At 48.7% G+C, this 21,421-nt stretch carries 18 protein-coding genes, 24 tRNA genes and 1 rRNA gene; 12 read left to right on the top strand and 31 right to left on the bottom strand.

All coding sequences use genetic code 11. From position 1 onward, the window contains the following. From EDM59_RS26865 to EDM59_RS26745, 25 genes are all read right to left on the bottom strand, one after another. Nucleotides 1–280, bottom strand: a 16S ribosomal RNA gene (locus EDM59_RS26865); the annotation flags it as partial. 263 nt (nucleotides 281–543) lie between these two features. Beyond that, nucleotides 544–628 (bottom strand) — tRNA-Leu (locus EDM59_RS26860). Between the two features lie 9 nt (nucleotides 629–637). Then, a tRNA-Arg gene (locus EDM59_RS26855) sits at nucleotides 638–711 on the bottom strand. Nucleotides 712–730: 19 nt separating this feature from the next. Further along, a tRNA-His gene (locus tag EDM59_RS26850) sits at nucleotides 731–806 on the bottom strand. A gap of 22 nt (nucleotides 807–828) precedes the next feature. Then, nucleotides 829–902: transfer RNA gene (locus EDM59_RS26845), tRNA-Trp, on the bottom strand. Between the two features lies 1 nt (nucleotide 903). Beyond that, a tRNA-Met gene (locus EDM59_RS26840) sits at nucleotides 904–980 on the bottom strand. Between the two features lie 18 nt (nucleotides 981–998). Then, nucleotides 999–1,087: transfer RNA gene (locus EDM59_RS26835), tRNA-Ser, on the bottom strand. Nucleotides 1,088–1,096: 9 nt separating this feature from the next. Then, nucleotides 1,097–1,170 (bottom strand) — tRNA-Gly (locus tag EDM59_RS26830). A 7-nt stretch (nucleotides 1,171–1,177) separates the two neighbouring features. Continuing rightward, a tRNA-Leu gene (locus tag EDM59_RS26825) sits at nucleotides 1,178–1,259 on the bottom strand. 18 nt (nucleotides 1,260–1,277) lie between these two features. Then, nucleotides 1,278–1,354 (bottom strand) — tRNA-Pro (locus EDM59_RS26820). A 29-nt stretch (nucleotides 1,355–1,383) separates the two neighbouring features. Next, nucleotides 1,384–1,460 (bottom strand) — tRNA-Arg (locus tag EDM59_RS26815). A 3-nt stretch (nucleotides 1,461–1,463) separates the two neighbouring features. Next, nucleotides 1,464–1,539 (bottom strand) — tRNA-Gly (locus tag EDM59_RS26810). An 18-nt stretch (nucleotides 1,540–1,557) separates the two neighbouring features. Further along, nucleotides 1,558–1,644 (bottom strand) — tRNA-Leu (locus tag EDM59_RS26805). Nucleotides 1,645–1,662: 18 nt separating this feature from the next. After that, a tRNA-Lys gene (locus EDM59_RS26800) sits at nucleotides 1,663–1,738 on the bottom strand. 7 nt (nucleotides 1,739–1,745) lie between these two features. After that, nucleotides 1,746–1,820: transfer RNA gene (locus tag EDM59_RS26795), tRNA-Gln, on the bottom strand. Between the two features lie 17 nt (nucleotides 1,821–1,837). Next, a tRNA-Tyr gene (locus EDM59_RS26790) sits at nucleotides 1,838–1,922 on the bottom strand. 68 nt (nucleotides 1,923–1,990) lie between these two features. Continuing rightward, nucleotides 1,991–2,066 (bottom strand) — tRNA-Thr (locus tag EDM59_RS26785). A gap of 17 nt (nucleotides 2,067–2,083) precedes the next feature. After that, nucleotides 2,084–2,159: transfer RNA gene (locus tag EDM59_RS26780), tRNA-Phe, on the bottom strand. A 51-nt stretch (nucleotides 2,160–2,210) separates the two neighbouring features. Beyond that, nucleotides 2,211–2,287: transfer RNA gene (locus EDM59_RS26775), tRNA-Asp, on the bottom strand. A 27-nt stretch (nucleotides 2,288–2,314) separates the two neighbouring features. After that, nucleotides 2,315–2,390: transfer RNA gene (locus EDM59_RS26770), tRNA-Val, on the bottom strand. 84 nt (nucleotides 2,391–2,474) lie between these two features. Further along, nucleotides 2,475–2,548, bottom strand: a tRNA-Glu gene (locus tag EDM59_RS26765). Between the two features lie 14 nt (nucleotides 2,549–2,562). Further along, nucleotides 2,563–2,638 (bottom strand) — tRNA-Thr (locus EDM59_RS26760). A 5-nt stretch (nucleotides 2,639–2,643) separates the two neighbouring features. Continuing rightward, nucleotides 2,644–2,719, bottom strand: a tRNA-Asn gene (locus tag EDM59_RS26755). 38 nt (nucleotides 2,720–2,757) lie between these two features. Then, nucleotides 2,758–2,833 (bottom strand) — tRNA-Ala (locus EDM59_RS26750). Nucleotides 2,834–2,847: 14 nt separating this feature from the next. Next, nucleotides 2,848–2,924 (bottom strand) — tRNA-Ile (locus tag EDM59_RS26745). Nucleotides 2,925–3,539: 615 nt separating this feature from the next. On the opposite strand from EDM59_RS26745, the gene EDM59_RS26740 reads away from it, so the two are divergent. Next, nucleotides 3,540–4,418, top strand: coding sequence for a hypothetical protein (locus EDM59_RS26740; RefSeq protein WP_122926439.1), 879 nt, complete (start codon nucleotides 3,540–3,542; stop codon nucleotides 4,416–4,418). A gap of 52 nt (nucleotides 4,419–4,470) precedes the next feature. Here the strand turns inward: EDM59_RS26740 and gyrB are convergent, their stop codons facing one another. The 6 genes from gyrB to dnaA all read right to left on the bottom strand — a co-directional run bounded on the left by gyrB (nucleotide 4,471) and on the right by dnaA (nucleotide 10,795). Next, nucleotides 4,471–6,393, bottom strand: coding sequence for a DNA topoisomerase (ATP-hydrolyzing) subunit B (gene gyrB / locus EDM59_RS26735; protein WP_122926438.1), 1,923 nt, complete (start codon nucleotides 6,391–6,393; stop codon nucleotides 4,471–4,473). 3 nt (nucleotides 6,394–6,396) lie between these two features. Next, complete coding sequence (remB, locus tag EDM59_RS26730; RefSeq protein WP_092271085.1) at nucleotides 6,397–6,681, bottom strand: extracellular matrix regulator RemB; 285 nt, start codon at nucleotides 6,679–6,681, stop codon at nucleotides 6,397–6,399. 9 nt (nucleotides 6,682–6,690) lie between these two features. Then, nucleotides 6,691–7,809: a DNA replication/repair protein RecF gene (recF, locus tag EDM59_RS26725; protein WP_122926437.1), complete on the bottom strand. Its 1,119-nt coding sequence runs from the start codon at nucleotides 7,807–7,809 to the stop codon at nucleotides 6,691–6,693. Between the two features lie 16 nt (nucleotides 7,810–7,825). Continuing rightward, nucleotides 7,826–8,041, bottom strand: coding sequence for a S4 domain-containing protein YaaA (gene yaaA / locus EDM59_RS26720; protein ID WP_092271091.1), 216 nt, complete (start codon nucleotides 8,039–8,041; stop codon nucleotides 7,826–7,828). A 49-nt stretch (nucleotides 8,042–8,090) separates the two neighbouring features. After that, the gene (gene dnaN / locus EDM59_RS26715) at nucleotides 8,091–9,230 is read right to left on the bottom strand and encodes a DNA polymerase III subunit beta (RefSeq protein ID WP_122926436.1); all 1,140 of its coding nucleotides are present in this window, start codon (nucleotides 9,228–9,230) and stop codon (nucleotides 8,091–8,093) included. A gap of 203 nt (nucleotides 9,231–9,433) precedes the next feature. Then, the gene (gene dnaA, locus EDM59_RS26710; RefSeq protein WP_092271097.1) at nucleotides 9,434–10,795 is read right to left on the bottom strand and encodes a chromosomal replication initiator protein DnaA; all 1,362 of its coding nucleotides are present in this window, start codon (nucleotides 10,793–10,795) and stop codon (nucleotides 9,434–9,436) included. A gap of 592 nt (nucleotides 10,796–11,387) precedes the next feature. On the opposite strand from dnaA, the gene rpmH reads away from it, so the two are divergent. From rpmH to noc, 11 genes are all read left to right on the top strand, one after another. After that, the gene (rpmH, locus tag EDM59_RS26705) at nucleotides 11,388–11,522 is read left to right on the top strand and encodes a 50S ribosomal protein L34 (RefSeq protein ID WP_092271100.1); all 135 of its coding nucleotides are present in this window, start codon (nucleotides 11,388–11,390) and stop codon (nucleotides 11,520–11,522) included. 386 nt (nucleotides 11,523–11,908) lie between these two features. Further along, nucleotides 11,909–12,277, top strand: coding sequence for a ribonuclease P protein component (gene rnpA, locus EDM59_RS26700; protein ID WP_122926435.1), 369 nt, complete (start codon nucleotides 11,909–11,911; stop codon nucleotides 12,275–12,277). 4 nt (nucleotides 12,278–12,281) lie between these two features. Beyond that, nucleotides 12,282–12,506, top strand: a complete 225-nt coding sequence (yidD, locus tag EDM59_RS26695) for a membrane protein insertion efficiency factor YidD (RefSeq protein WP_092271940.1) — start codon at nucleotides 12,282–12,284, stop codon at nucleotides 12,504–12,506. A gap of 41 nt (nucleotides 12,507–12,547) precedes the next feature. Further along, nucleotides 12,548–13,306: a membrane protein insertase YidC gene (gene yidC, locus EDM59_RS26690; protein ID WP_092271106.1), complete on the top strand. Its 759-nt coding sequence runs from the start codon at nucleotides 12,548–12,550 to the stop codon at nucleotides 13,304–13,306. Beyond that, nucleotides 13,303–13,932: an RNA-binding cell elongation regulator Jag/EloR gene (gene jag, locus EDM59_RS26685; protein ID WP_122926434.1), complete on the top strand. Its 630-nt coding sequence runs from the start codon at nucleotides 13,303–13,305 to the stop codon at nucleotides 13,930–13,932. Before yidC ends, jag begins: the two co-directional genes overlap by 4 nt. Nucleotides 13,933–14,245: 313 nt before the next feature. Beyond that, complete coding sequence (gene mnmE / locus EDM59_RS26680) at nucleotides 14,246–15,622, top strand: tRNA uridine-5-carboxymethylaminomethyl(34) synthesis GTPase MnmE (RefSeq protein ID WP_092271112.1); 1,377 nt, start codon at nucleotides 14,246–14,248, stop codon at nucleotides 15,620–15,622. Between the two features lie 25 nt (nucleotides 15,623–15,647). Next, nucleotides 15,648–17,549 carry a tRNA uridine-5-carboxymethylaminomethyl(34) synthesis enzyme MnmG gene (mnmG, locus tag EDM59_RS26675; RefSeq protein WP_122926433.1) on the top strand — a complete coding sequence of 634 codons (1,902 nt, stop codon included), beginning with the start codon at nucleotides 15,648–15,650 and terminating at the stop codon, nucleotides 17,547–17,549. Between the two features lie 13 nt (nucleotides 17,550–17,562). Beyond that, nucleotides 17,563–18,279, top strand: a complete 717-nt coding sequence (gene rsmG, locus EDM59_RS26670) for a 16S rRNA (guanine(527)-N(7))-methyltransferase RsmG (protein ID WP_122926432.1) — start codon at nucleotides 17,563–17,565, stop codon at nucleotides 18,277–18,279. Nucleotides 18,280–18,560: 281 nt separating this feature from the next. Then, nucleotides 18,561–19,121 (top strand): MgtC/SapB family protein, encoded by a 561-nt coding sequence (locus EDM59_RS26665; protein ID WP_122926431.1) that lies wholly within the window; start codon nucleotides 18,561–18,563, stop codon nucleotides 19,119–19,121. A gap of 175 nt (nucleotides 19,122–19,296) precedes the next feature. Next, complete coding sequence (locus tag EDM59_RS26660; RefSeq protein ID WP_122926430.1) at nucleotides 19,297–19,734, top strand: hypothetical protein; 438 nt, start codon at nucleotides 19,297–19,299, stop codon at nucleotides 19,732–19,734. Next, entirely contained in the window at nucleotides 19,725–20,579 is an 855-nt protein-coding gene (gene noc / locus EDM59_RS26655) for a nucleoid occlusion protein (protein WP_122926429.1), read from the top strand. The genes EDM59_RS26660 and noc overlap by 10 nt, the downstream gene beginning before the upstream one ends. Nucleotides 20,580–21,421 lie beyond the last annotated feature (842 nt).

Raw genomic sequence — 21,421 nt, 5'->3', positions numbered from 1 at the left:
GCATCGTCGCCTTGGTAGGCCATTACCCCACCAACTAGCTAATGCGCCGCAGGCCCATCTCCCAGTGACAGCTTAAAGCCGCCTTTTCTTTTCGGATCATGCGATCCAAAAACCTATCCGGTATTAGCATAAGTTTCCCTATGTTATCCCAGTCTGAGAGGCAGGTTGCCTACGTGTTACTCACCCGTCCGCCGCTAGCCTCCGAAGAGACTCGCTCGACTTGCATGTATTAGGCACGCCGCCAGCGTTCGTCCTGAGCCAGGATCAAACTCTCCAATAAAGTTTGTATCTGGTTCAAAGCTGGCAAATCATTTCATGATAGACTCATCAACGCTTTCGCTGTTCAGTTTTCAAAGAGCATGTTGTCCAGCGGTCTCAACCGCGGAATTTCATAATATCAAATCGAGAGAAACAAGTCAACAACTTTTTTTCAATCTCATTTGATTTTTTCTACCACACTTTACTGTCTTTGTGGGCAGAACCTTACTATAGCATGTAGTAACCAGTAAATCAAGAGTTATTTCTCAATCAACCAGATATACATGGTGCGGTCGGCGAGACTCGAACTCGCACGGGTCGCCCCGCCACCCCCTCAAGATGGTGTGTCTGCCAATTCCACCACGACCGCATGAAAAAACGTCTCAGGAGAGGTTCGAACTCCCGACCGTCCGCTTAGAAGGCGGATGCTCTATCCAGCTGAGCTACTGAGACATATATTGTTATTTGAAAATGGGGCGATCGATGGGACTTGAACCCACGAGTGCCGGAGCCACAATCCGGTGCGTTAACCCCTTCGCCACGACCGCCATAATGAGTATAAGAATTCTTTGGCAGGGGCAGTAGGAATTGAACCCACACCAAAGGTTTTGGAGACCTTCGTTCTACCTTTAAACTATGCCCCTATGGTAGCGGTGGAGGGAATCGAACCCCCGACCTTTCGGGTATGAACCGAACGCTCTAACCAGCTGAGCTACGCCGCCACAATATTATAGGCTAAATGGCGGAGGGAGCAGGATTCGAACCCGCGTGAGCTTTCACTCTAACGGTTTTCAAGACCGCCCCGTTATGACCACTTCGGTATCCCTCCGCAAAAAAATGGAGCGGGTGATGGGAATCGAACCCACGCGACCAGCTTGGAAGGCTGGAGTTCTACCATTGAACTACACCCGCAAAAATATGGTGCCGGTGAAGGGACTTGAACCCCCACGGTTTCCCTCACGATTTTGAGTCGCGCGCGTCTGCCATTCCGCCACACCGGCTTATCCAGTTGTAAAACATGGTCGGGAAGACAGGATTCGAACCTGCGACCCCTTGGTCCCAAGCCAAGTACTCTACCAAGCTGAGCTACTTCCCGACTATATCCTTTTCACTTTAGATGAAAAGTGGCGTGCCCTGAGAGATTCGAACTCCCGACCTTTTGATTCGTAGTCAAACGCTCTATCCAGCTGAGCTAAGGGCACATATGGAGCGGACGAAGGGTCTCGAACCCTCGACCTTCGCCTTGGCAAGGCGACGCTCTACCAATTGAGCTACGTCCGCATGTGTTTTGTAGTTGTTTGGTGCGGTCGAGAGGACTTGAACCTCCACGGTGTTGCCACCACTAGAACCTGAATCTAGCGCGTCTGCCAATTCCGCCACGACCGCATGTGAAGTTGTAAAAACTGGTGAGCCATGAAGGACTCGAACCTTCGACCCTCTGATTAAAAGTCAGATGCTCTACCAACTGAGCTAATGGCTCATGCAAATGGCTGGGGTACTAGGATTTGAACCTAGGAATGACGGAGTCAAAGTCCGTTGCCTTACCGCTTGGCTATACCCCAACAGCCAAGTATAAAACTGGTGGGGAGAGACGGATTCGAACCGCCGAACCCAGAGGGAGCAGATTTACAGTCTGCCGCGTTTAGCCACTTCGCTATCTCCCCAGCTTGTCCTTGTAAAAGGTTACCCATACGCTGTCAATGCCATTCGGACATTTTCAGTTTGAGTAAGGTGGTGCCGGCAATAGGACTTGAACCCACAACCCCCTGATTACAAGTCAGGTGCTCTACCAATTGAGCTATACCGGCATTTATGAAAGTGTAAATGGTGGCTCGGGACGGAATCGAACCGCCGACACGAGGATTTTCAGTCCTCTGCTCTACCGACTGAGCTACCGAGCCTCAAGCATTTGGCAAACACTTGCCGCTCGAGTAAACCAGCCATTTTAGAAATGGCGGAGCTGACGGGACTCGAACCCGCGACCTCCGGTGTGACAGACCGGCGTGAACTCCAACTTCACCACAGCTCCATGTTTGGATGATTTCATTATCAAAAGTGGTGGAGGCTGACGGGATCGAACCGCCGACCCTCTGCTTGTAAGGCAGATGCTCTCCCAGCTGAGCTAAGCCTCCGCGTTTCCCCACAAAGTGACGGTATGCTCTGCAGCATATTCCGAGTACTTTGCGGGGGCCCCAACAACTAGTGTGGGTGATAGGTGACCCGTAGGGGATTCGAACCCCTGTATGACAGCGTGAAAGGCTGCTGTGTTAAACCGCTTCACCAACGGGCCATATGTATGTACAATGGTGCTCCCGACAGGAATCGAACCTGCGACCTCTTCCTTACCATGGAAACGCTCTACCGACTGAGCTACAGGAGCGAAGATGGCTCCTCGGGACGGACTCGAACCGCCGACCGATCGGTTAACAGCCGATTGCTCTACCAACTGAGCTACCGAGGAATAATTCGATTTCCAGACCGAAGTCTATGTACAGATAATGGTGGAGCTGAACGGGATCGAACCGATGACCTCCTGCTTGCAAGGCAGGCGCTCTCCCAACTGAGCTACAGCCCCATAAAGGGTATAAATGGTGGGCCTAGGCTGACTCGAACAGCCGACCTCACGCTTATCAGGCGTGCGCTCTAACCAACTGAGCTATAGGCCCGTGTTCCCCTTGGAACTATAATCTAGCATATTATTTTGTTCATTGCAATAGAATTTCTAAAACTTTTTTTCTCGAATCGTAAATCTTTCTATCAAGCTTACCAATCAGAATTATAAAGGCACTGCCCCTACCTAGGCAAGCAGTGCCTTTGTATATAGTGTCACATATTTGCGCTTTTTAAACCGTCCATTTGGTTGGACGTTTCATTCATGTTTTGTAACCACGCCACGGCGCCCTTATTGAGCTGAACGTCCAGTGATCGATGTTAATTCATACGATACCGGCACGCTGCTTTCCTACCACACGATCTGCCTTGGCAACGTCTGAGGAGAAGACACCACCTAGTTCAAAATGGATGCCGTTTGCAGCTCTACGCGCCCTCCCGCTGCTTGAACGCTTGAATGACGAGCACAGAACGAATACAAAATGATAGTCTCTACGCAATTTCGTACATTCTTTCCTTTTCCCATTCAGACTTTAGTCCGAATCAGAAATATCATTCTCTAGGTAAGGATCGATTTCAACCTCAAGTCATTTCCAGGATCTCTCAATCATCCAGTACCTTTAAGACTATAACTAAGGGAATGGGGTACTTACATGATAAAAGAGGCTCGAATGGATAAGAAAGTGGCCGTTACATTCTTTCAGGGGGAGAAATGGCTGGTCCTCACCGGATTACTTGGTTTTCTATTGGCAGCCGTGTGCGGGATTTGGGTGATGACCCACGGGGCTTTCGTGCTTCCAAAAGGAGATGTGCTGAAAGCATTTTCGTTCGATGCAGCTCTAGGTACTTTCCTGTTGTCCACTGCAGCCATTATGCCGTTTACCGCTCTGAGTAAAACGAGTAGAGCAGTCTTTCGCTGGTCGTATATTCTCCTCGCGCTGTATTCATACTTTGCGGAAACCGTACAAAATTTTCGAGGGGTAGACCCGCGCTTCGTGAAGGGCGGCACAGATTTTGATATCTGGGTAGGTTCCATTTTTACTTTTGTTGCTTTACTGCTGGTGCTGTTTTATCTGTTCGCAGCCATTCCGTTTTTCGGCAAAAAGGCTTATCGCTTACGTCCTGACCTCATAGTGGGGATTCGCTATGCGATGATTGCCGTTCTCTTTTCCTTTGCAGCAGGAGTCTGGATCTCCTTTAACGCAGGTCGTTACTTCGGTCTGCATGGGAACATCATTTGGCTGCATGGCCTCGGTTTTCATGCTCACCAAGTTATCCCGTTTCTTGCTTGGATGTCGGAGTATACGCAGCTTCAACCTTCCGTACGAAAAGGATTGATCCATGGCTCCGGCATCGCATTCCTGCTTGGTTTGATCGCCATTGGGTGGCAAACCTTCCCAGTGCTCCCTGTTTTAGAGTGGTCCGTAGCATCTATCCTGGCGTTATTCTGTTTTCTCATCACGTTTGCAGCTGGCTTACTCCTTTTGACGCAAATGAAAGCAGTGCTGTGGGTCAAAAAGCAAGCAGAAGCCCTATCGCACAGACAATAAATGCGAAAAAGCTTGCCCAGCAGAGGGCAAGCTTTTTGTCACTTGAAACACATTAAATATCGAGGTCACGCACACTAGCCGCAAATTGCTCAATGAACTCTCTGCGAGGTTCTACTTCATCGCCCATCAAGGTTTCAAACACACTGTCGGATTCCATGATGTCTTCCAGATTTACCTGCAGAAGGGTACGCATGGATGGGTCCATTGTTGTCTCCCACAGCTGGTCGGCATTCATCTCACCCAGCCCTTTGTAGCGCTGAATACTTGGCTTTGGAACCGTTTTGAGAGTGGCGAGAACTTCGTCACGCTGCTGGTCCGTGTAGGCGTAGTGGAGCTGTTTGCCTTGCTTGATGCTATAAAGCGGTGGCTGTGCAATATAAATATAGCCCGCTTCGATCAGCTGTCTCATGTAACGATAGAAGAACGTCAGCAGGAGCGTGCGAATATGAGAACCATCCACGTCGGCATCTGTCATGATGACGACTTTGTGGTAGCGCGCTTTGGAAATGTCAAAGTCTTCGCCTACACCCGTACCGAGTGCCGTAATGATCGCACGGATCTCGTTATTGGCCAAAATTTTGTCCAGACGAGACTTTTCTACGTTCAATACTTTTCCGCGCAATGGCAGAATGGCTTGGAAGTGACGATCACGTCCCATTTTCGCAGATCCACCCGCAGAGTCACCCTCTACGATGAACAATTCGGATTCAGATGCGTCCTTGGAAGAGCAATCCGCCAATTTACCCGGCAGAGCACTAACTTCCAATGCGCTCTTCCGTCTTGTCATCTCACGTGCTTTCCGAGCTGCCTCACGAGCGCGGGAAGCCATCAGGGCCTTTTCCACGACTTTCTTCGCGATCCCTGGGTTCTCCTCCATGAAGGTGTTGAAGCGATCGCCAAACACCGACTCGGTAATGCTCCGTGCTTCGGAGTTACCCAGCTTGGTTTTGGTTTGTCCTTCAAACTGCGGCTCCTGAATTTTTACCGAGATGATCGCCGTAATGCCTTCACGCACGTCATCGCCGGACAGGTTTGGATCCTTTTCCTTCAGGAAGTTGAACTTGCGGCTGTAGTCGTTAATCACACGAGTCAGTGCTGTTTTAAAGCCAGTCTCGTGCGTACCGCCTTCGTGTGTATTGATATTGTTCGCAAAGGAGTAAATATTGCTGAGGTAGCTGTCGTTGTACTGCAGGGCGACCTCTACCAGCAAGCCTTCTTTTTCCCCTTCGCAATAAATTACCTCTTCGTGCAGAGCTTCCCTGTTTTTGTTCAGGTACTGTACGAACTGTACGATACCGCCCTCGTAGTGGAACGATTCTTCCCGCTCTTGTCCAGGACGCGCATCTCTGAGTGTGATTCGCAGACCTTTGTTGAGGAACGCCAGCTCACGAATACGTTTTTGCAAAATATCGTACTCAAACACGGTCGTTTCGGTAAAGATAGTCGGGTCAGGCTTAAACGTGACCTTGGTACCAGTCTCTTCCGTTTCGCCTACGATAGCCAAATCCGCTTCAGGCGCACCCATGAGAAAACGCATGTGGTACACGTTGCCGTTTTGCTTGACTTCGACTTCCATCCATTCGGACAGCGCATTTACTACCGAGCTACCAACCCCGTGCAAACCACCAGATACTTTGTATCCGCCACCGCCAAACTTACCGCCGGCATGCAAGACAGTCAGTACGGTCTCAACCGTCGATTTTCCGGTCTTTTCATGAATACCCGTAGGAATCCCCCGGCCATTATCGGTTACCGCGATGGAGTTGTCCGGTTGAATGACTACCAAAATATTATCGCAATAACCGGCGAGTGCTTCGTCGATTGCGTTGTCGACAATTTCCCATACCAGGTGATGCAAACCGCGGCTGCTGGTCGACCCGATATACATCCCGGGACGTTTACGAACGGCCTCCAGCCCTTCCAGTACCTGAATCTGACTGGCGTCGTAGTTTGTATCTTTCGTCGCTTGATCCACTAGTTAAGTCAACTCCTCCACTTCAGCTTGTGCAAAGGGAACCTGATCCAAGCTGTCCACGAACTGAGCGCGTCGCTTCAGCGTCAGAGAAGAAATAGGTGAACAGTATATGGCGTCCTGGGTGATCACATAGGATTTTGTCTCTTCCTCGCTATGATCGACTACCGTTTTGCGCTTCTCATTCAAGAAAGCCTTGTTGATTTTCGAGGATTTCATTGTCTGATGATCAAGAATGGAAATGACTTCCTTCGTGCTCACCACAGTATCTCCACCAATGTGTATAAACATTCCTGTTTCCTACCTTTCCCCCGATATGCTCCCTTCCTTCACGTAGAAACGCGAGGCTTGCTGGAGAACCTGATGCTTTAAGCCTTCCACACCCGTGGTGCTTACAAACGTCTGTACGCGATCCTGGATGGTCTCGAGCAATAAGGTTTGCCGATGTTCATCCAGCTCTGATAAGACATCATCCAACAAAAGAACGGGGTACTCGCCCACTTCTTCTTTAATCAGCTCAATTTCTGCCAATTTGATGGACAGCGCACTGGTGCGTTGCTGCCCCTGCGAACCATACGTTTGCACATCCATGCCGTTCACTTTAAGTGAAAAGTCGTCACGATGTGGCCCGATCAGTGTGCTCCCGCGCATGATTTCCCGGTCGCGCACTTCTTCATAAGCAGCCAGCATGACATCTACTGCCTGTTCAGCTGCCAGTTCTTCTGTAACTGGCGAAGAATTTTCATAATGCAAAGAGAGCGTTTCCCTGCCGTCGGTAATGCCGGTGTGGATTTCGCGTGCCCACGTCTCCAGCTTCCGAATGAACTCAAAACGCTTCTTTAACAATTTTACCGCTAAATCGGCTAATTGGGTATTCCAAATTGCCAGCATTTCCAGAGAGTGGCTTTTTTTCATCGCCAAATCCTTTAAAAGCTGGTTTCGTTGCTGCAATACCTTGTTGTAATTGCTCAAATAATACAGATACGTCGGGGATACCTGGCCAATTTCCATATCGATGAAACGTCTTCTTTGGGCAGGCGCTCCTTTGACGATAGACAAATCCTCCGGAGCAAACATAACGACATTCAGTGCCCCAACATAAGCACTTAGCTTTTGCTGCTCCATTCCGTTGATTTTGGCCCGCTTTCCCTTGGCTGTCAACTGCAGCTCCAAACGAACAGATCCGTAGCGACGAAGAACATCACTACGGATGGCTGCATAGTCGGCCTCCCATGCAATCAGCTCCTTGTCCCGGGGCGTGCGATGGGATTTGGCCAGGGCGAGTACGTATATGGACTCCAGTACGTTGGTTTTCCCCTGCGCATTGTTGCCAATGAAAAGCTGGATCGGGCCGTCAAACGATAAGGAAAGCGACTCGTAATTACGATAGTTGGTCAGCGAAAGGTTCTTGAGAAACAAGAATCACGCTCTCCTCTCAGCGGCTGACCACCTGATAGCGGCCAAATCCTTCGATCGCCACTTCATCTCCCGGGTACAGCTTGCGTCCGCGACGATTGTCCAACTCATCGTTGATATGAATGGGAACTTCAGCGAGAAACGCTTTAGCCATGCCTCCCGTGTCAATGACGTCAGCCAGCTTTAAAAATTGCCCCAGGGTAATATATTCGGTCTTGATGGAAACCTCACGCATAGTAGGGCCCCTTTCTTTTACGTAAAAACATCCTTTTACGAGAAAATGCCTAGTAGGTACGGACTGGCAAGATCAAATGGAGCATCCAGTCATGGTCAGTTGGACGAATGACAAATGGGCTCATCGGGCCGGTAAAGCTCGCTTTGATTTCGCTGCTGTCGATAGCGCGCAACGCATCGATCATGTACTTGGCGTTGAAGGAGATCTTCAGCTCTTCTCCGTTCATCGCTTTTGGTGCCAAAATGTCCGTTACTTTTCCGATCTCTGGAGCGTTGGAGGTAATTTCAACAGTGCCATCAGGGAGTGTAACCAGCTTCACCACGTTGGATTTTCCTTCGCGTGAGAGCAAGGAAGCGCGCTCGATGGACTGCAAAAATTCCTTGGTGCTTACCGTAATCTCGGTTTTGCTGCCTTGAGGAATGATCCGGGTCGTGTCCGGGTAAGTTCCCTCCAGCAAGCGGGAGTAGAACAGAATGTGCTTGGATTTCACGAGAATTTGGTTGTCGGCTACGACGATGTCAGCCGGATTTTGCTCGTCATCCAATATTTTTACCAGTTCGTTACAACTTTTACCTGGTACGACAACGTTGTGGAAGGAAAGATCTTCACGGCATTCCACCATAGCAGTGCGGCTCGCCAAGCGATGGCTGTCTGTTGCGACAAAACGCAGCTGGCCTTTCTCCAAAGACCACATCAGACCTGTCAAAATCGGACGCATTTCCGAAGTAGATACACCGAAAACGGTTTGGCGAATCATGGATTTCAGCAGATCACAGGGAACGCTGAATACTTTATCCTCTTCCAGATGCGGCAATTGCGGATATTCGTTTGCATCCATGCCGTTGATCGTAAATTCAGCCTGACCGGAACGAATTTGCGTCACCAAGCGATCGTCTACCTTGATGTCAATTTCGTTGCTAGGCAGCTTGCGAACGATTTCGCTGAAAATGCGAGCGGTCAAAACGATACTTCCTGGCTGATGAATCGTAACTCCCCATTCGCCTGCTTCTTCCAAAGGAATCTGAACCTCGATGGAAATATCCGAGTCACTGGCAGTCAGGGTCAATCCTTCGTCATCTGTTTTTATCTTGATCCCGGTCAAAATCGGAATTGTTGTGCGACTGGATACTGCTTTGCTGACATGTGAAACCGCGTTAGACAGCTTGTCTCGTTGAACGGTGATATGCATCAACGTAAGCCTCCCTCTCTCTAGCCATTTTTTTAAAGCAATGCATAATGGCTACGCTATTATCATATCTTATTAGGATATATCTTTTTAACAGAAGTAGTAATAGGGCCTGTGGATTTGTGGATATGTGGATCCAACACGTAAAAGAGAGCCTATACACATGTGGGTAAGTTGTGTATAGGCTTTTTACGTTATGCACAGGTTTAGTGATTTGCTTTTAGCTTTTCAATGAGCGATTGAATGGTCGTCTGCATTTGCGGATCATTCGCCAGTGCACGAGAGATTTTCTCATGGGCGTGGATCACGGTTGTATGGTCACGTCCACCGAATTCGTCACCGATTTTCGGCAACGACGCATCTGTCAGCTCTCTGGAGAGGTACATCGCGATTTGGCGCGGGAAAGCTACTGTTTTCGTCCGCTTTTTTGCTTTGAAATCCTCCAGCTTGAGGCTGAATGCTTCTCCTACGGCGCGTTGAATATCGATGATGGTGATCACGCGAGGGCGAGAAGACGGAATAATATCTTTCAGTGCTTCTGCTGCCAGCTGCGTATCAATATCGCGATTAATCAAGGACGAGTAAGCAACTACACGGATCAGGGCGCCTTCCAGCTCGCGAATGTTGCTGTCGATCTGGTTGGCGATGTAAGCCATGACCTCATTGGGAATGTCCAAATTCTCCGCTTTCGCCTTTTTGCGCAAAATAGCAATCCGCGTTTCCAAATCAGGCGGCTGAATATCGGTAATCAGGCCCCATTCGAAGCGGGAACGCAGTCGGTCCTCCAGCGTCGGGATCTCCTTGGGAGGCCGGTCAGAGGAAATGATGATCTGCTTGCTTTCTTCATGAAGCGCATTAAATGTATGAAAAAACTCTTCCTGCGTCGATTCCTTGCCTGCCAGAAACTGAATGTCGTCAATTAAGAGAACATCTACGCTCCGGTACTTGTTGCGAAACTCTACGGCCTTGTTGTCCCGGATGGAGTTGATGAACTCGTTCGTAAATTTTTCAGACGACAAATAGACCACTTTTGCGGATGGATTGTGCTGGATGACATAATGGCCAATCGCGTGCATCAAGTGAGTCTTACCAAGTCCAACGCCCCCGTAAATAAAGAGGGGATTGTACGCTTTGGCAGGAGCTTCTGCAACAGCAAGGGACGCTGCATGCGCGAAACGGTTTCCTGACCCAATCACGAATGTGTCAAACGTATACTTTGGATTCAATATACTGGGCGGTTGATCGTCTGCTGCTGTGGGCGCGGCTGGTGCCTTCGCACGTGGGGCAGGCTGTTCATCGGCAAATGCGGCATCCGGATTTTGCAGGACGACGAATTTTACCTTCATATTGATACCAGTCACTTCATATAGTGTATCGGTGATCAATTGAGAGTACCTGGTTTCGAGCCAATCTCTGGCGAAGTCGTTCGGGGCCACTACGATCAATGCATCTTCTTCTAATGTGGTAGCCTTGGTCGCCTTCAGCCAGGTATCAAAACTGGGTTTGCTTAGCGATTTTTCTATCTTAGCCAGGACCTTGCGCCATAGCTCGCTAATCGCTGCATCCAACCAGAATCCCTCCTTTTGGGCAATCCGAATAATAAAATACGATTCTAGGAAATGAACATGAAAAATTGCAATTATCCGCGTATGTTTGACTCGGTTGTCAACACGGTCATAGGTAGTCGACTGTGGATAAAAAAAGTCGAAAAAAAGGGATTCCACTCGGAGAAGAGAAAAAAAGCAGACGCTTATCCGCACTCTTGTGGGTAACAACATACACACAGGGGGGAATCTGTCCACAAATTTATCCACATGCTGTGGAAAAGCCGATTGACCTATCGGAGTTATTCACGCTTCAAAACAAAAATATGATAACAGATATAAGGCTTGGCATCAATGGTTTTTTCATACTTATCCACAAACACAACCACTGGTGCTAGTCACATATTCACATCTCAATATTTTGTGTACAAGCTGTAGATAATCTTGTCGAATTATGTTTTTGTGGATAAAATGATATCCACAGGTAGAAAGTATGTTGGGAAATAGTTTTGTGGGGATATTTAACTTGGTAAGGAAATTCCACTGTCACTTGACTTTTTAGGCATATCTTTTTATAATGCGAAGGAATGTCTGTAAAGGCGGAGGTGTATACGCAATGAAACCATCTTTCAATCCTAACAACCGTAAGCGCAAAAAGGATCACGGATTCCGTAAGCGCATGAGCACGAAGAATGGCCGTAAAGTTTTGGCTGCTCGTCGTCAAAGAGGAAGAAAAGTTCTTTCCGCATAGGCCACACTTTCCGTGGCCTTTTTTGCTTTCTTGGGTGACATAGAGGAAAATGCTCTTGGGAACCCTTCATTCACTTGCTAAAGTCGGAAAATTCTTTGTTTCGATGAAAGAGGAAGTCCTGCTATTATGTTGAACCTTTTGGAAGGAAAATGATTACCTAGCTACCGAAAGGGTGAAACATTCAAGAGGGCAGGAAGGCCTTTTTGCGAAGAGGACAAAGAGTTTACTGGCTTTTTTTCATGTAGGGGACCGAACGTGTTTCTCTCTTTTTAGAAATTTCTTGTATTCGATCTGTAGAATCGGGAAAAAAGTGAACGAAACAAGGATATACTGGTAGATGCTGTTTGCGTTTTCTACTATAATTATGATGTTAGGGGTTGTTTACCTTGCATCGTTCACACCGGCTCAAAAAAAATGAGCAGTTTCAAGACGTGTTTCAAAGAGGAAGTTCTGCTGCCAATAAGCAATTTGTCCTGTACACAGCCAAGCAGGAGGGACCCGCTGCTTTTCGTGCCGGAATTTCCGTCAGCAAAAAGATTGGCAACGCCGTTATTCGTAACAGGGTCAAGCGCCTTATTCGCGAAGCAGTCGCGCGTTTGGAAAATAGGATTCCACAAGGACTGGATCTCGTTATCATTGCGCGTCCAGGTGTGGAGGCCATGTCGCTTGAAGCTATTGAACAGTCGCTCCTGCACGTGATGAAGAGAGCGAAGGTGATCAAGCAGGCACCCGTACATAATGGAAGAAAAGGGTGATTCGATGATTGCGAAGGTCATGGTTTGGTTGATTCGTGGGTACCAGCTGTTCATATCCCCGCTGAAGCCTCCTACATGCAGATTCGCGCCTACATGCTCTCACTACGCGATCGAATCGATTCGGAGATTTGGACCGTGGAGGGGAGGATGGCTGGCTCTTCGTCGCATCCTGAAATGCCATCCGTTTCACCCGGGCGGGTTTGATCCAGTCCCGGAAAACCACAAATAATCCATAACCTCATTCGAAGCGGGGAAAAGGAGGATCTTTCCTTGAGTAGACGTACCCTCAGCATCGTTATGCTGACCTTGCTGGTTCTCGTTTTGTCGGGCTGTAACCCTCAGACAGCTGCACCAATCGGCCCTGACGCAACCGGCATCTGGGACAAGTATTTGGTTTACCCCTTGTCCTGGTTGATTAAAGAAAGTGCTTTGATACTCGGCAACAACTACGGTCTGGGTATTCTGGTAGCGACGATCATTATCCGTCTGATTGTGCTTCCTTTGATGGTCAAGCAGATCAAGAGCTCCAAGAAAATGCAGGAGCTTCAACCGGAAATGCAAAAAATCCGTGAGAAGCACAAAAATGATCCGCAAAAAGCACAGCAAGAAACGATGGCGATCTTCCAGAAGAACGGTGTCAATCCTCTTGCAGGATGCTTGCCGATGCTGGTTCAGATGCCAATCCTGATCGCGTTCTACCACGCTATCATCCGGACGTCGGAAATCAAGTCTCAAACCTTCCTGTGGCTGACTCTGGGCGCAAAAGACCCGTACTATATTTTGCCGATCGTGGCAGCGATTACGACGTATTTGCAGTCCAAAATGATGGGACAGGCGAACCAAGGAAATCCGCAGATGCAAATGATGCTAGTAATGATGCCGCTGATGATCCTGGCGATCGCCGTCACATTGCCATCCGCACTGTCTCTGTACTGGGTATACGGTAACCTGTTTACCATTGTGCAAACCTATTTCCTGTACCGTGATAAAGGTAGTAAGCTTACTCCTAAGGAGGGAGCCTCCAAGTGAAAAAGGTGGTAGCTACGGCAAAAACGATAGACGATGCTGTGCAGAAAGCTTTACTGGAGTTGGGTGTGCCTCGTGAAAAAGCGAGTGTTCGTGTATTGGAAGAACCGAGTCGCGGCCTTTTTGGACTGATCGGAACCAAGGACGCCAAAGTGGAAGTCGAATTTCATTTTGACCCCGTTGCCCAGGGACGTGAATTTCTTCAGGATGTGTTGTCCAACATGAAGGTGGATGCCAAAGTGGAACAACGATCGAATGAAGAAGGCGTACTGTTTGACATCCAGGGATCCAATCTGGGAATCATTATTGGCCGTAGGGGACAAACTCTTGATTCACTGCAGTATCTCGTAAACGTCGTAGCAAACCGTCATGCGGACAAGCACGTTCGCATCACGTTGGATGCAGAAAACTACCGGCTGCGCCGCAGGGAAACCCTGGAGCAGCTCGCGGATCGGGTAGCCAAAAAAGCCCTTTCGACCAGACGGGATGTTCGGCTGGAGCCGATGTCGGCGGCAGAGCGCAAAGTCATACACGCCTTCTTGCAAAAACGCTCCGATGTCGTGACGTTCAGTGAAGGGGACGAACCCAATCGATATATTGTTATCGCACCGAAGGAAGCCTCTAAGTAGGCTTCCTTTTTTTGTCATGTTCCCGGAGCTTTCAGGTGGACGGGTGTTTTTCTCTGTCGTTTTTTGCGGACGTGTAGTAAACTTGTCCACAGTGGATAACCTCAAAAGCCGCGAGACGGTTGGAGTTCATGGAAAAAGACCATACTGTGGATAAGAACTTCGGCAAGCAACCTGGATGGCAGGGTTGCTTTTTCCTGTTGGAGGAGAGGCTACGCGTTCGGATGCACTTTCTTTTGGTATTTTTCGAGGCGATCTGGTAAGCTAGTAAGTTAGTGGCTGACTTGTTTTGATTGGAAAGCTTGAGGTGAACAGCATGAAATTCGATACAATAGCGGCGGTCGCTACACCGATGGGTGAGGGCGGAATTGCCGTGATCCGGGTAAGTGGACCGGAAGCGATCGAAGTTGTGGATAAGATATACAAAGGAAAAAACGAGTTGTCCACTGTGGACACGCATACGATTCACTATGGACATTTGCATGATCCACAGACGGGGGGACTCGTAGAGGAAGTGCTCGTTTCCGTAATGAAGGCACCGCGCACGTTTACGCGAGAGGATGTCGTGGAAGTCAATTGCCACGGAGGGATCGTTTCTGTTGAGCGTGTGCTGGATTTGATATTGGAGAACGGCGCCAGATTGGCGGAGCCAGGAGAGTTTACGAAGCGGGCGTTTCTCAACGGCCGGGTGGACTTATCCCAGGCGGAAGCCGTGATCGATTTGATTCGGGCAAAGACAGACCGCGCGATGAAGGTTGCTTTAAATCAGGTAGAGGGGAAGCTCTCGCGTCTGATTCGCCAGCTGCGTCAAAATTTGATCGAAGCTATGGCGCATATCGAGGTGACTTTGGACTATCCGGAGCATGATGTTGAGGAATTTACGCAAAATTTCTTGCGCGGCAAGTGCGAAGAGGTCAAAGCGGAGATCAAACGGCTTCTGCAGACGGCAAAACAAGGGAAAATCTTGCGTGAGGGACTCTCTACGGCTATTATCGGGCGTCCGAATGTAGGGAAATCCTCGCTTTTGAATAGTCTGGTGCAAGAGGAAAAAGCGATTGTAACCGATGTCGCTGGAACGACGCGTGATGTGATTGAAGAGTATGTCAATGTACGCGGCGTGCCTTTGCGTCTGATCGATACAGCCGGGATTCGCGATACTGAGGATATTGTAGAAAAAATTGGTGTGGAGAAATCCAGACAGTTATTGCAAAAAGCAGACCTCGTGCTGCTTGTTCTCAATTATAATGAACCATTGAGTGCAGATGATTACGCCATCTTTGAGGCGGCGAAGGGCTTTTCTGTCATCGTCATCGTCAACAAGTTTGACTTGCCGCAAAAGATTGATTTAGAAGAAATCAAACGTCATTTCCCGCAGCAGCCGTTGATTATGACATCGGCAAGGCAGGAGACGGGAATTGAGCTTTTGGAGCAGGCGATCAGCGATATCTTCTTCAGTGGCCGCGTCCAGCAGGATGATTTGACGTATGTGAGCAATGCGCGCCATATCCATCTTCTAAGACAGGCAGAACAGGCGATGGACGAAGCATTGAGTGGCATAGATGGGCTGATGCCTGTTGATATGATTCAGATCGATATCAAAAAAGCGTGGGAGCTGCTGGGAGAAGTCATCGGGGAGAGTGTCGGTGAAGACTTGATCGACCAGATCTTCTCGCAGTTTTGTCTCGGCAAATAGGAAATCCGAGGAGGAGGAAAACAAAGTGAACGCTGTACCTATGTATGAAGCTGGCTCGTTTGACGTCATCGTGATTGGGGCTGGTCATGCGGGGTGTGAAGCGGCATTGGCAGCGGCCCGAATGGGTTGTAGTACTTTGCTGTTAACCATCAATTTGGATGCTGTCGCTTTTATGCCATGTAACCCATCCGTTGGCGGTCCTGCAAAAGGGCATGTCGTGCGTGAAATCGATGCGCTGGGCGGAGAAATGGGGCGCAATACGGATAAAACGCACATTCAAATGCGGATGCTGAATACGGGGAAAGGACCTGCTGTACACGCACTGCGCGCGCAAGCAGATAAATTTGCCTACCAGCACGAAATGAAGCATACGATCGAAAATACACCGAATCTGTTGCTTCGTCAGGCCATGGTTGAAGAGCTGATCGTCAACGATGGAGTCTGCGAAGGGGTCGTGACCCAAACAGGGGCGCGTTATAAAGCCAAGTCTGTCGTTTTGACGACGGGTACGTATCTGCGCGGAAAAATCATTCTGGGTGACCTCCAGTATGAGAGCGGTCCGAACAACATGCGTCCTTCCATCCGTTTGGCGCATCATTTAAAAGAACTCGGCTTTGAGATGACACGCTTCAAAACCGGGACACCGCCACGCGTGCATAAAAACAGCATCGATTTTACGAAAATGGAAATCCAGCCTGGCGACGAGGTTCCGCGTGCGTTTTCCTATGAAACGACGGAGTTTATCACGGATCAATTGCCTTGCTGGCTGACGTATACTAACGAGCAAACGCATGAGCTGATCAATGGCAACCTGCATCGTGCCCCTATGTACTCGGGGATGATCGAAGGAACAGGACCGCGTTACTGTCCGTCTATCGAGGATAAGGTCGTTCGTTTCAACGACAAGCCGCGCCACCAGATCTTCCTGGAGCCAGAAGGCCGCAATACAGAGGAAATGTACGTACAAGGCTTGTCTACCAGCTTGCCAGAAGACGTGCAGCTTTCGATGCTTCGCTCGATGACGGGAATGGAAGAAGTCAAAATGATGCGGCCAGGCTATGCGATTGAGTACGATTCGGTCGTGCCTACACAGCTGTGGCCATCTTTGGAAACGAAAATTTTGCCTGGCCTCTTTACCGCAGGACAAATCAACGGGACTTCCGGCTATGAGGAAGCGGCTGGCCAAGGCTTGATGGCGGGAATCAACGCAGCTCGCCGTGTGCAGGACAAACCACCTGTCGTTTTGGGACGTGAAGAAGCTTACATCGGGGTACTGATCGATGATTTGGTCACAAAAGGAACCCATGAGCCCTATCGTTTGCTCACATCCCGTGCCGAATATCGTTTGCTTTTGCGCCACGACAATGCGGATCTGCGTTTGACAGACATTGGGTACGAGATCGGTCTGATCAACGAAGATCGCTATAACCGTTTCAATGCGAAGCGGCAGCTGATTGAACAGGAAAAAGAGCGCGTGAACAATACGCGTGTTCGTCCGGATATGGAGCATGTTCAAGAAATACTGCGTGCAGCTGGTTCACCTGAACTGACTGAGGTAATCGAGCTCGCACAGCTGCTGCGCCGACCTGAATTGACCTACAGCCACATCGCTCAAATGATGCCTCTTGCTGAGCCGCTGCCAGAGGACGTAGCCGAGCAGGTAGAAATTCAGATCAAATACGATGGCTACATCAAAAAGTCGCTCCAGCAAGTAGAGCGGATGAAAAAGATGGAGGAGCGCCGGATTCCGGAAAACCTGGACTACCATCAAATTTCAGGTATGTCAAAAGAAGCGCGTGAAAACATGTCGCGAATCCGTCCGTTAAATATCGGTCAGGGTGCGCGGATCGCGGGAGTAACGCCTGCAGATATTTCCGTACTGATGGTATATTTGGAGCAGTACAATCGCGTAGGCGCGGCGGAGTAAGGAGAATAGGCAAATGACGAAAGAACAATTCGCTGAGGCGCTGGCCGCCAAAGGCATTGTGTTGACGGAGCGTCAAATGACCCAGTTTGATCAGTTTTTTCACCTGCTGGTCGAATGGAATGAAAAAATGAATCTGACAGGTATTACGGAAGAGGGACAGGTGTATAACAAGCATTTCTATGATTCCATTACACCGGCGTTCTATTTCCCTTTTGATAAGGCAGAGTCCGTGGTGGATATCGGAGGGGGAGCGGGCTTTCCTAGCATCCCTCTCAAGATTTGCTTCCCGCATCTGAAAATGACGATCATCGATTCCTTGAACAAGCGAATGAACTTTTTGCAGCATGTGGCGAGCGAGCTGGGGCTGGAGAATGTGAACCCTGTCCATGGTCGGGCAGAAGAGCGCGGACAGGAGCCGGCACATCGGGAAAAATACGATCTCGTCGTCGCACGAGCAGTGGCGCGAATGAATTTGTTGTCTGAGTTTTGTCTGCCATTTGCAAAGGTTGGAGGGCATTTTGTCGCTCTCAAAGGCGCTGAGATGACGCTCGAGCTAAATGAAGCGAAGAAGGCGATCAAAACTCTGGGTGGCAAGACGCGTAAGGTAGAAACCTTCCAACTGATGGAGGAAGCAGGCGAACGGAACATCGTCGTCGTGGAAAAGGTGGAGGCAACGCCAAAGTCTTACCCACGCAAGGCAGGAATTCCAGCGAAGAAACCAATCGTGTAACAAAAATAGGTCGCAGCCTAGGTGCTGCGGCTTTTTTTTTACGTATAAGAATTTATAAGCGTAATGCTTATGAATTCTGGAGCGCATGAAAACTTTCCGCTAAAACGCGGTCGCTCCTCCTTGAACAGCCTCGATAGAGGTTTTCTTATTCGGATTTTTCCGTTCAGGCAGAAGCAGAGAAATGGTGAGCTATCCCTTGAAGGGCATGTCTTTTGCTCTCATCGCATATACATACAAGTAACTTTTTCACTGAGCGATGCCTTTTGAGAGGGTGAACATATATGGAAAATGTCCAAGCTCTCCTTTTTCCACCGGAGCTGCCGACGATCCTGTTGCGATTATTCTTGGCGTTTTTGGCCGGGGCAATCATGGGGTGGGAGAGAGAACGTTTTATTAAAGATGTGAGCCGGACAAGAGGAGCTGGCTTTCGGACCTACAGCCTAGTTTGCTTTGGTTCCTGTCTCTTTGGGCTTGCTTCGATGTATGGGTTTTCGTCAAGCGGGGTTAATCAGGATCCGGGGAGGGTGGCCGCACAGGTTGTTACCGGAATGGGTTTTTTAGGGGCGGGTGCGATCATCAAATACAATGGGTCTGTCAAAGGGCTCACTACTGCTGCAGGGATGTGGGTAGCGTCTGCGATTGGTCTGATGTTCAGTGCGGGGATGTATATTACAGCCATCGTGGCTGCGTTTTTTGCTTACTTAACACTAGATTTCCATAGATTATTTCCAAAGCTCTTTCACGCCACTAAAGTTTCACATTTTACCGAAGACCATTTAGAGGAGGAAGAAGTGCAGAGCAGGCGCGGAAAGCCTGTTTGCTATGACGATGATCACGACTGATGTTTCACGTGAAACGTTTTTCATTAGCAGGAATTGGGCGAAACTTGCAGAATTACAATTAGAAAAGAAACGTATGTAGGAATGGTCGCAGAACGTATGTAGGACAATAGTTTTTTTGCCATTGCAGAAAACAGCTTGAAGCGTCTTTTCGTCTAGGGCCGAGGAACCTTTTCATATGGAAAAGGAAGGGCAGGCAGCATTCACCAAGTTACAAGGTCACAATTACCTCATTACCAGCCTTGGAAAAGGCAGGAAGGTCTATGGCCGCATTATTTTTTATGCAAGCACGAATCTGGCTACCCGATGTATCGAAGGAAGGATCGTTTTTCGAGAAAGGGAGAGTAAAGATATCGTGCCTTTTGGATGGAATGTGTTTGCTGCGAAGGAAGTTGTCTTTCATGAGCTGGACAAGCAGTCGTTACAATGGCTACCTAGCTTCATGTTCCACTGCTACAGGGTGATACCGAAAAGAGGGGAAAGCTCGCTGAAATGGATTTGGTTTCTCTGTTTCAAACAAACAAGAATACACCCAAGGTTTCCGGCAAAAACCAATGATTGGAATGAAATAGCAAGGATGGAACGGGTAGAAGTGGGGGATTTTCTATGGCAGTGAAGGATTCATTTTCTCGAATTTTCGGGTTGACCGACAAAACAGACAACGAGGAAATCAGACAAATACCGGTTGAGGAGATCGTGCCGAATCCTTATCAGCCTCGCACGGTTTTTGATGATGAGAGAATTGATGAGTTGTGTCAAACCATTCGAACTCATGGATTGATTCAGCCGATCGTTGTGCGGGTAAGAGACGGTCAATATGAATTGATTGCGGGAGAACGTCGTTTGCGTGCAACGAAAAAGTTGGGCATGGAACGAATTCCAGCGATCGTAAAAGAGTTCAATGACGCGCAAACTGCATCGATTGCTTTAATTGAAAACTTGCAGCGAGAAGGATTGACTGCTATTGAAGAAGCGGTTGCCTATCAAAAGCTGATCGATCTGCACAGTCTGACGCAGGAGAGTCTGGCGCAGCGGTTGGGAAAAGGACAGTCTACGATTGCCAATAAGCTCCGATTGCTTCATTTGCCACAAGAAATCCAGGACGCATTGTTGGCCAGGCAGGTAACAGAGCGTCACGCACGTGCGTTGATTCCATTAAAACAAACAGAACTGCAAGTGAAGGTTCTACAGGAAATTCTTGAGCGGGAATGGAACGTGAAGCAGACAGAAGTGAGGGTCAAACAGCTTCTGGAGGCAGGGGAAAATCCGAAAAAGGAAAAAGAAGCAAAGCCAAAATGGAAGGCGTTCTCCAGAGATGCGCGAATTGCGATCAATACCGTTCGCCAATCCATTGATATGGTTTTGCAAACAGGACTTTCCCTTGAGACGGACGAGGAAGATCACGACGAGTTTTATCAGTTTACGATTCGGATTCCTAAAAATAAAGATACAAACAAGTAAGTCGAACCGAATAGAACGGTTTTTACCCCGAGCAAAGAGGGGAGTGAACGGTGGCAAACAAGCCGCCGTTCTTTTTGAACGTGTAGGAATTCATAAGCGCTAACGCTTATGAATTCCGGAGCGCATGGCGAAGTGCCTCAGCGTCCGCTTCCGGCATTCCTTCGGTAAAACTTTCCGCTAAAACGCGGTCGCTCCTCCATGAGAACGCCTCGATAGAGGTTTTCTTAACGTATAACAACTCATCAGTGGGCAGCGCGAGGCATTGACTCGGTTTTTGCCACTCGTTCGTTAACACTATTGATAATGTGCAGGGAAATCATGCTGAGGCTGGCTTCGCTAGGGATCCTTTTGCCCTGAAACGTTAACGATGTACAGCGTGCAAGGACGGCAACTTACCACTTTATCGTGGCAATACCGATCGAGGCAGGGTCACTATTTTGGCTGAGACAGGAGAGCAGCTGTCGTTAATTTTCACGAAAGCAAGCAGCCTCCTGAAACGTAGGGAGAGGAAGAGCGCTAGTCGTTTTTTCGATTATCTGTGTGTCACGATGCCAATCCAGACACTGAGTTCGGAAACAATTGGGATGACGGTAAAATTACCCAAGGTGCCGTCTTAAAAACCATAAAGCCGGTGTGAAATTAGCGGCTGAAGACAGCACCATTATCTTTTGCTTAGCGAGTAAAAAAGAGTGGAAAATCTTTGGTAGGGCAAGGATATCCAAGGTTTTCGTCAAACAATGAGTCATGCGTCATCGAATCCCGTAGAAAAACAGGAACATCCGCCTTTGTTTGGATAAAAATAAGGGCAAAATGCCTCAATATGAAAAAAACAGCGTACGGTG

Source organism: Brevibacillus nitrificans, assembly GCF_003710965.1.
GTDB classification, from domain to species: Bacteria; Bacillota; Bacilli; order Brevibacillales; family Brevibacillaceae; genus Brevibacillus; species Brevibacillus centrosporus.
Note: the sequence above shows the minus strand (reverse complement) of the source record. Positions and strands in the feature narration are given on the sequence as shown.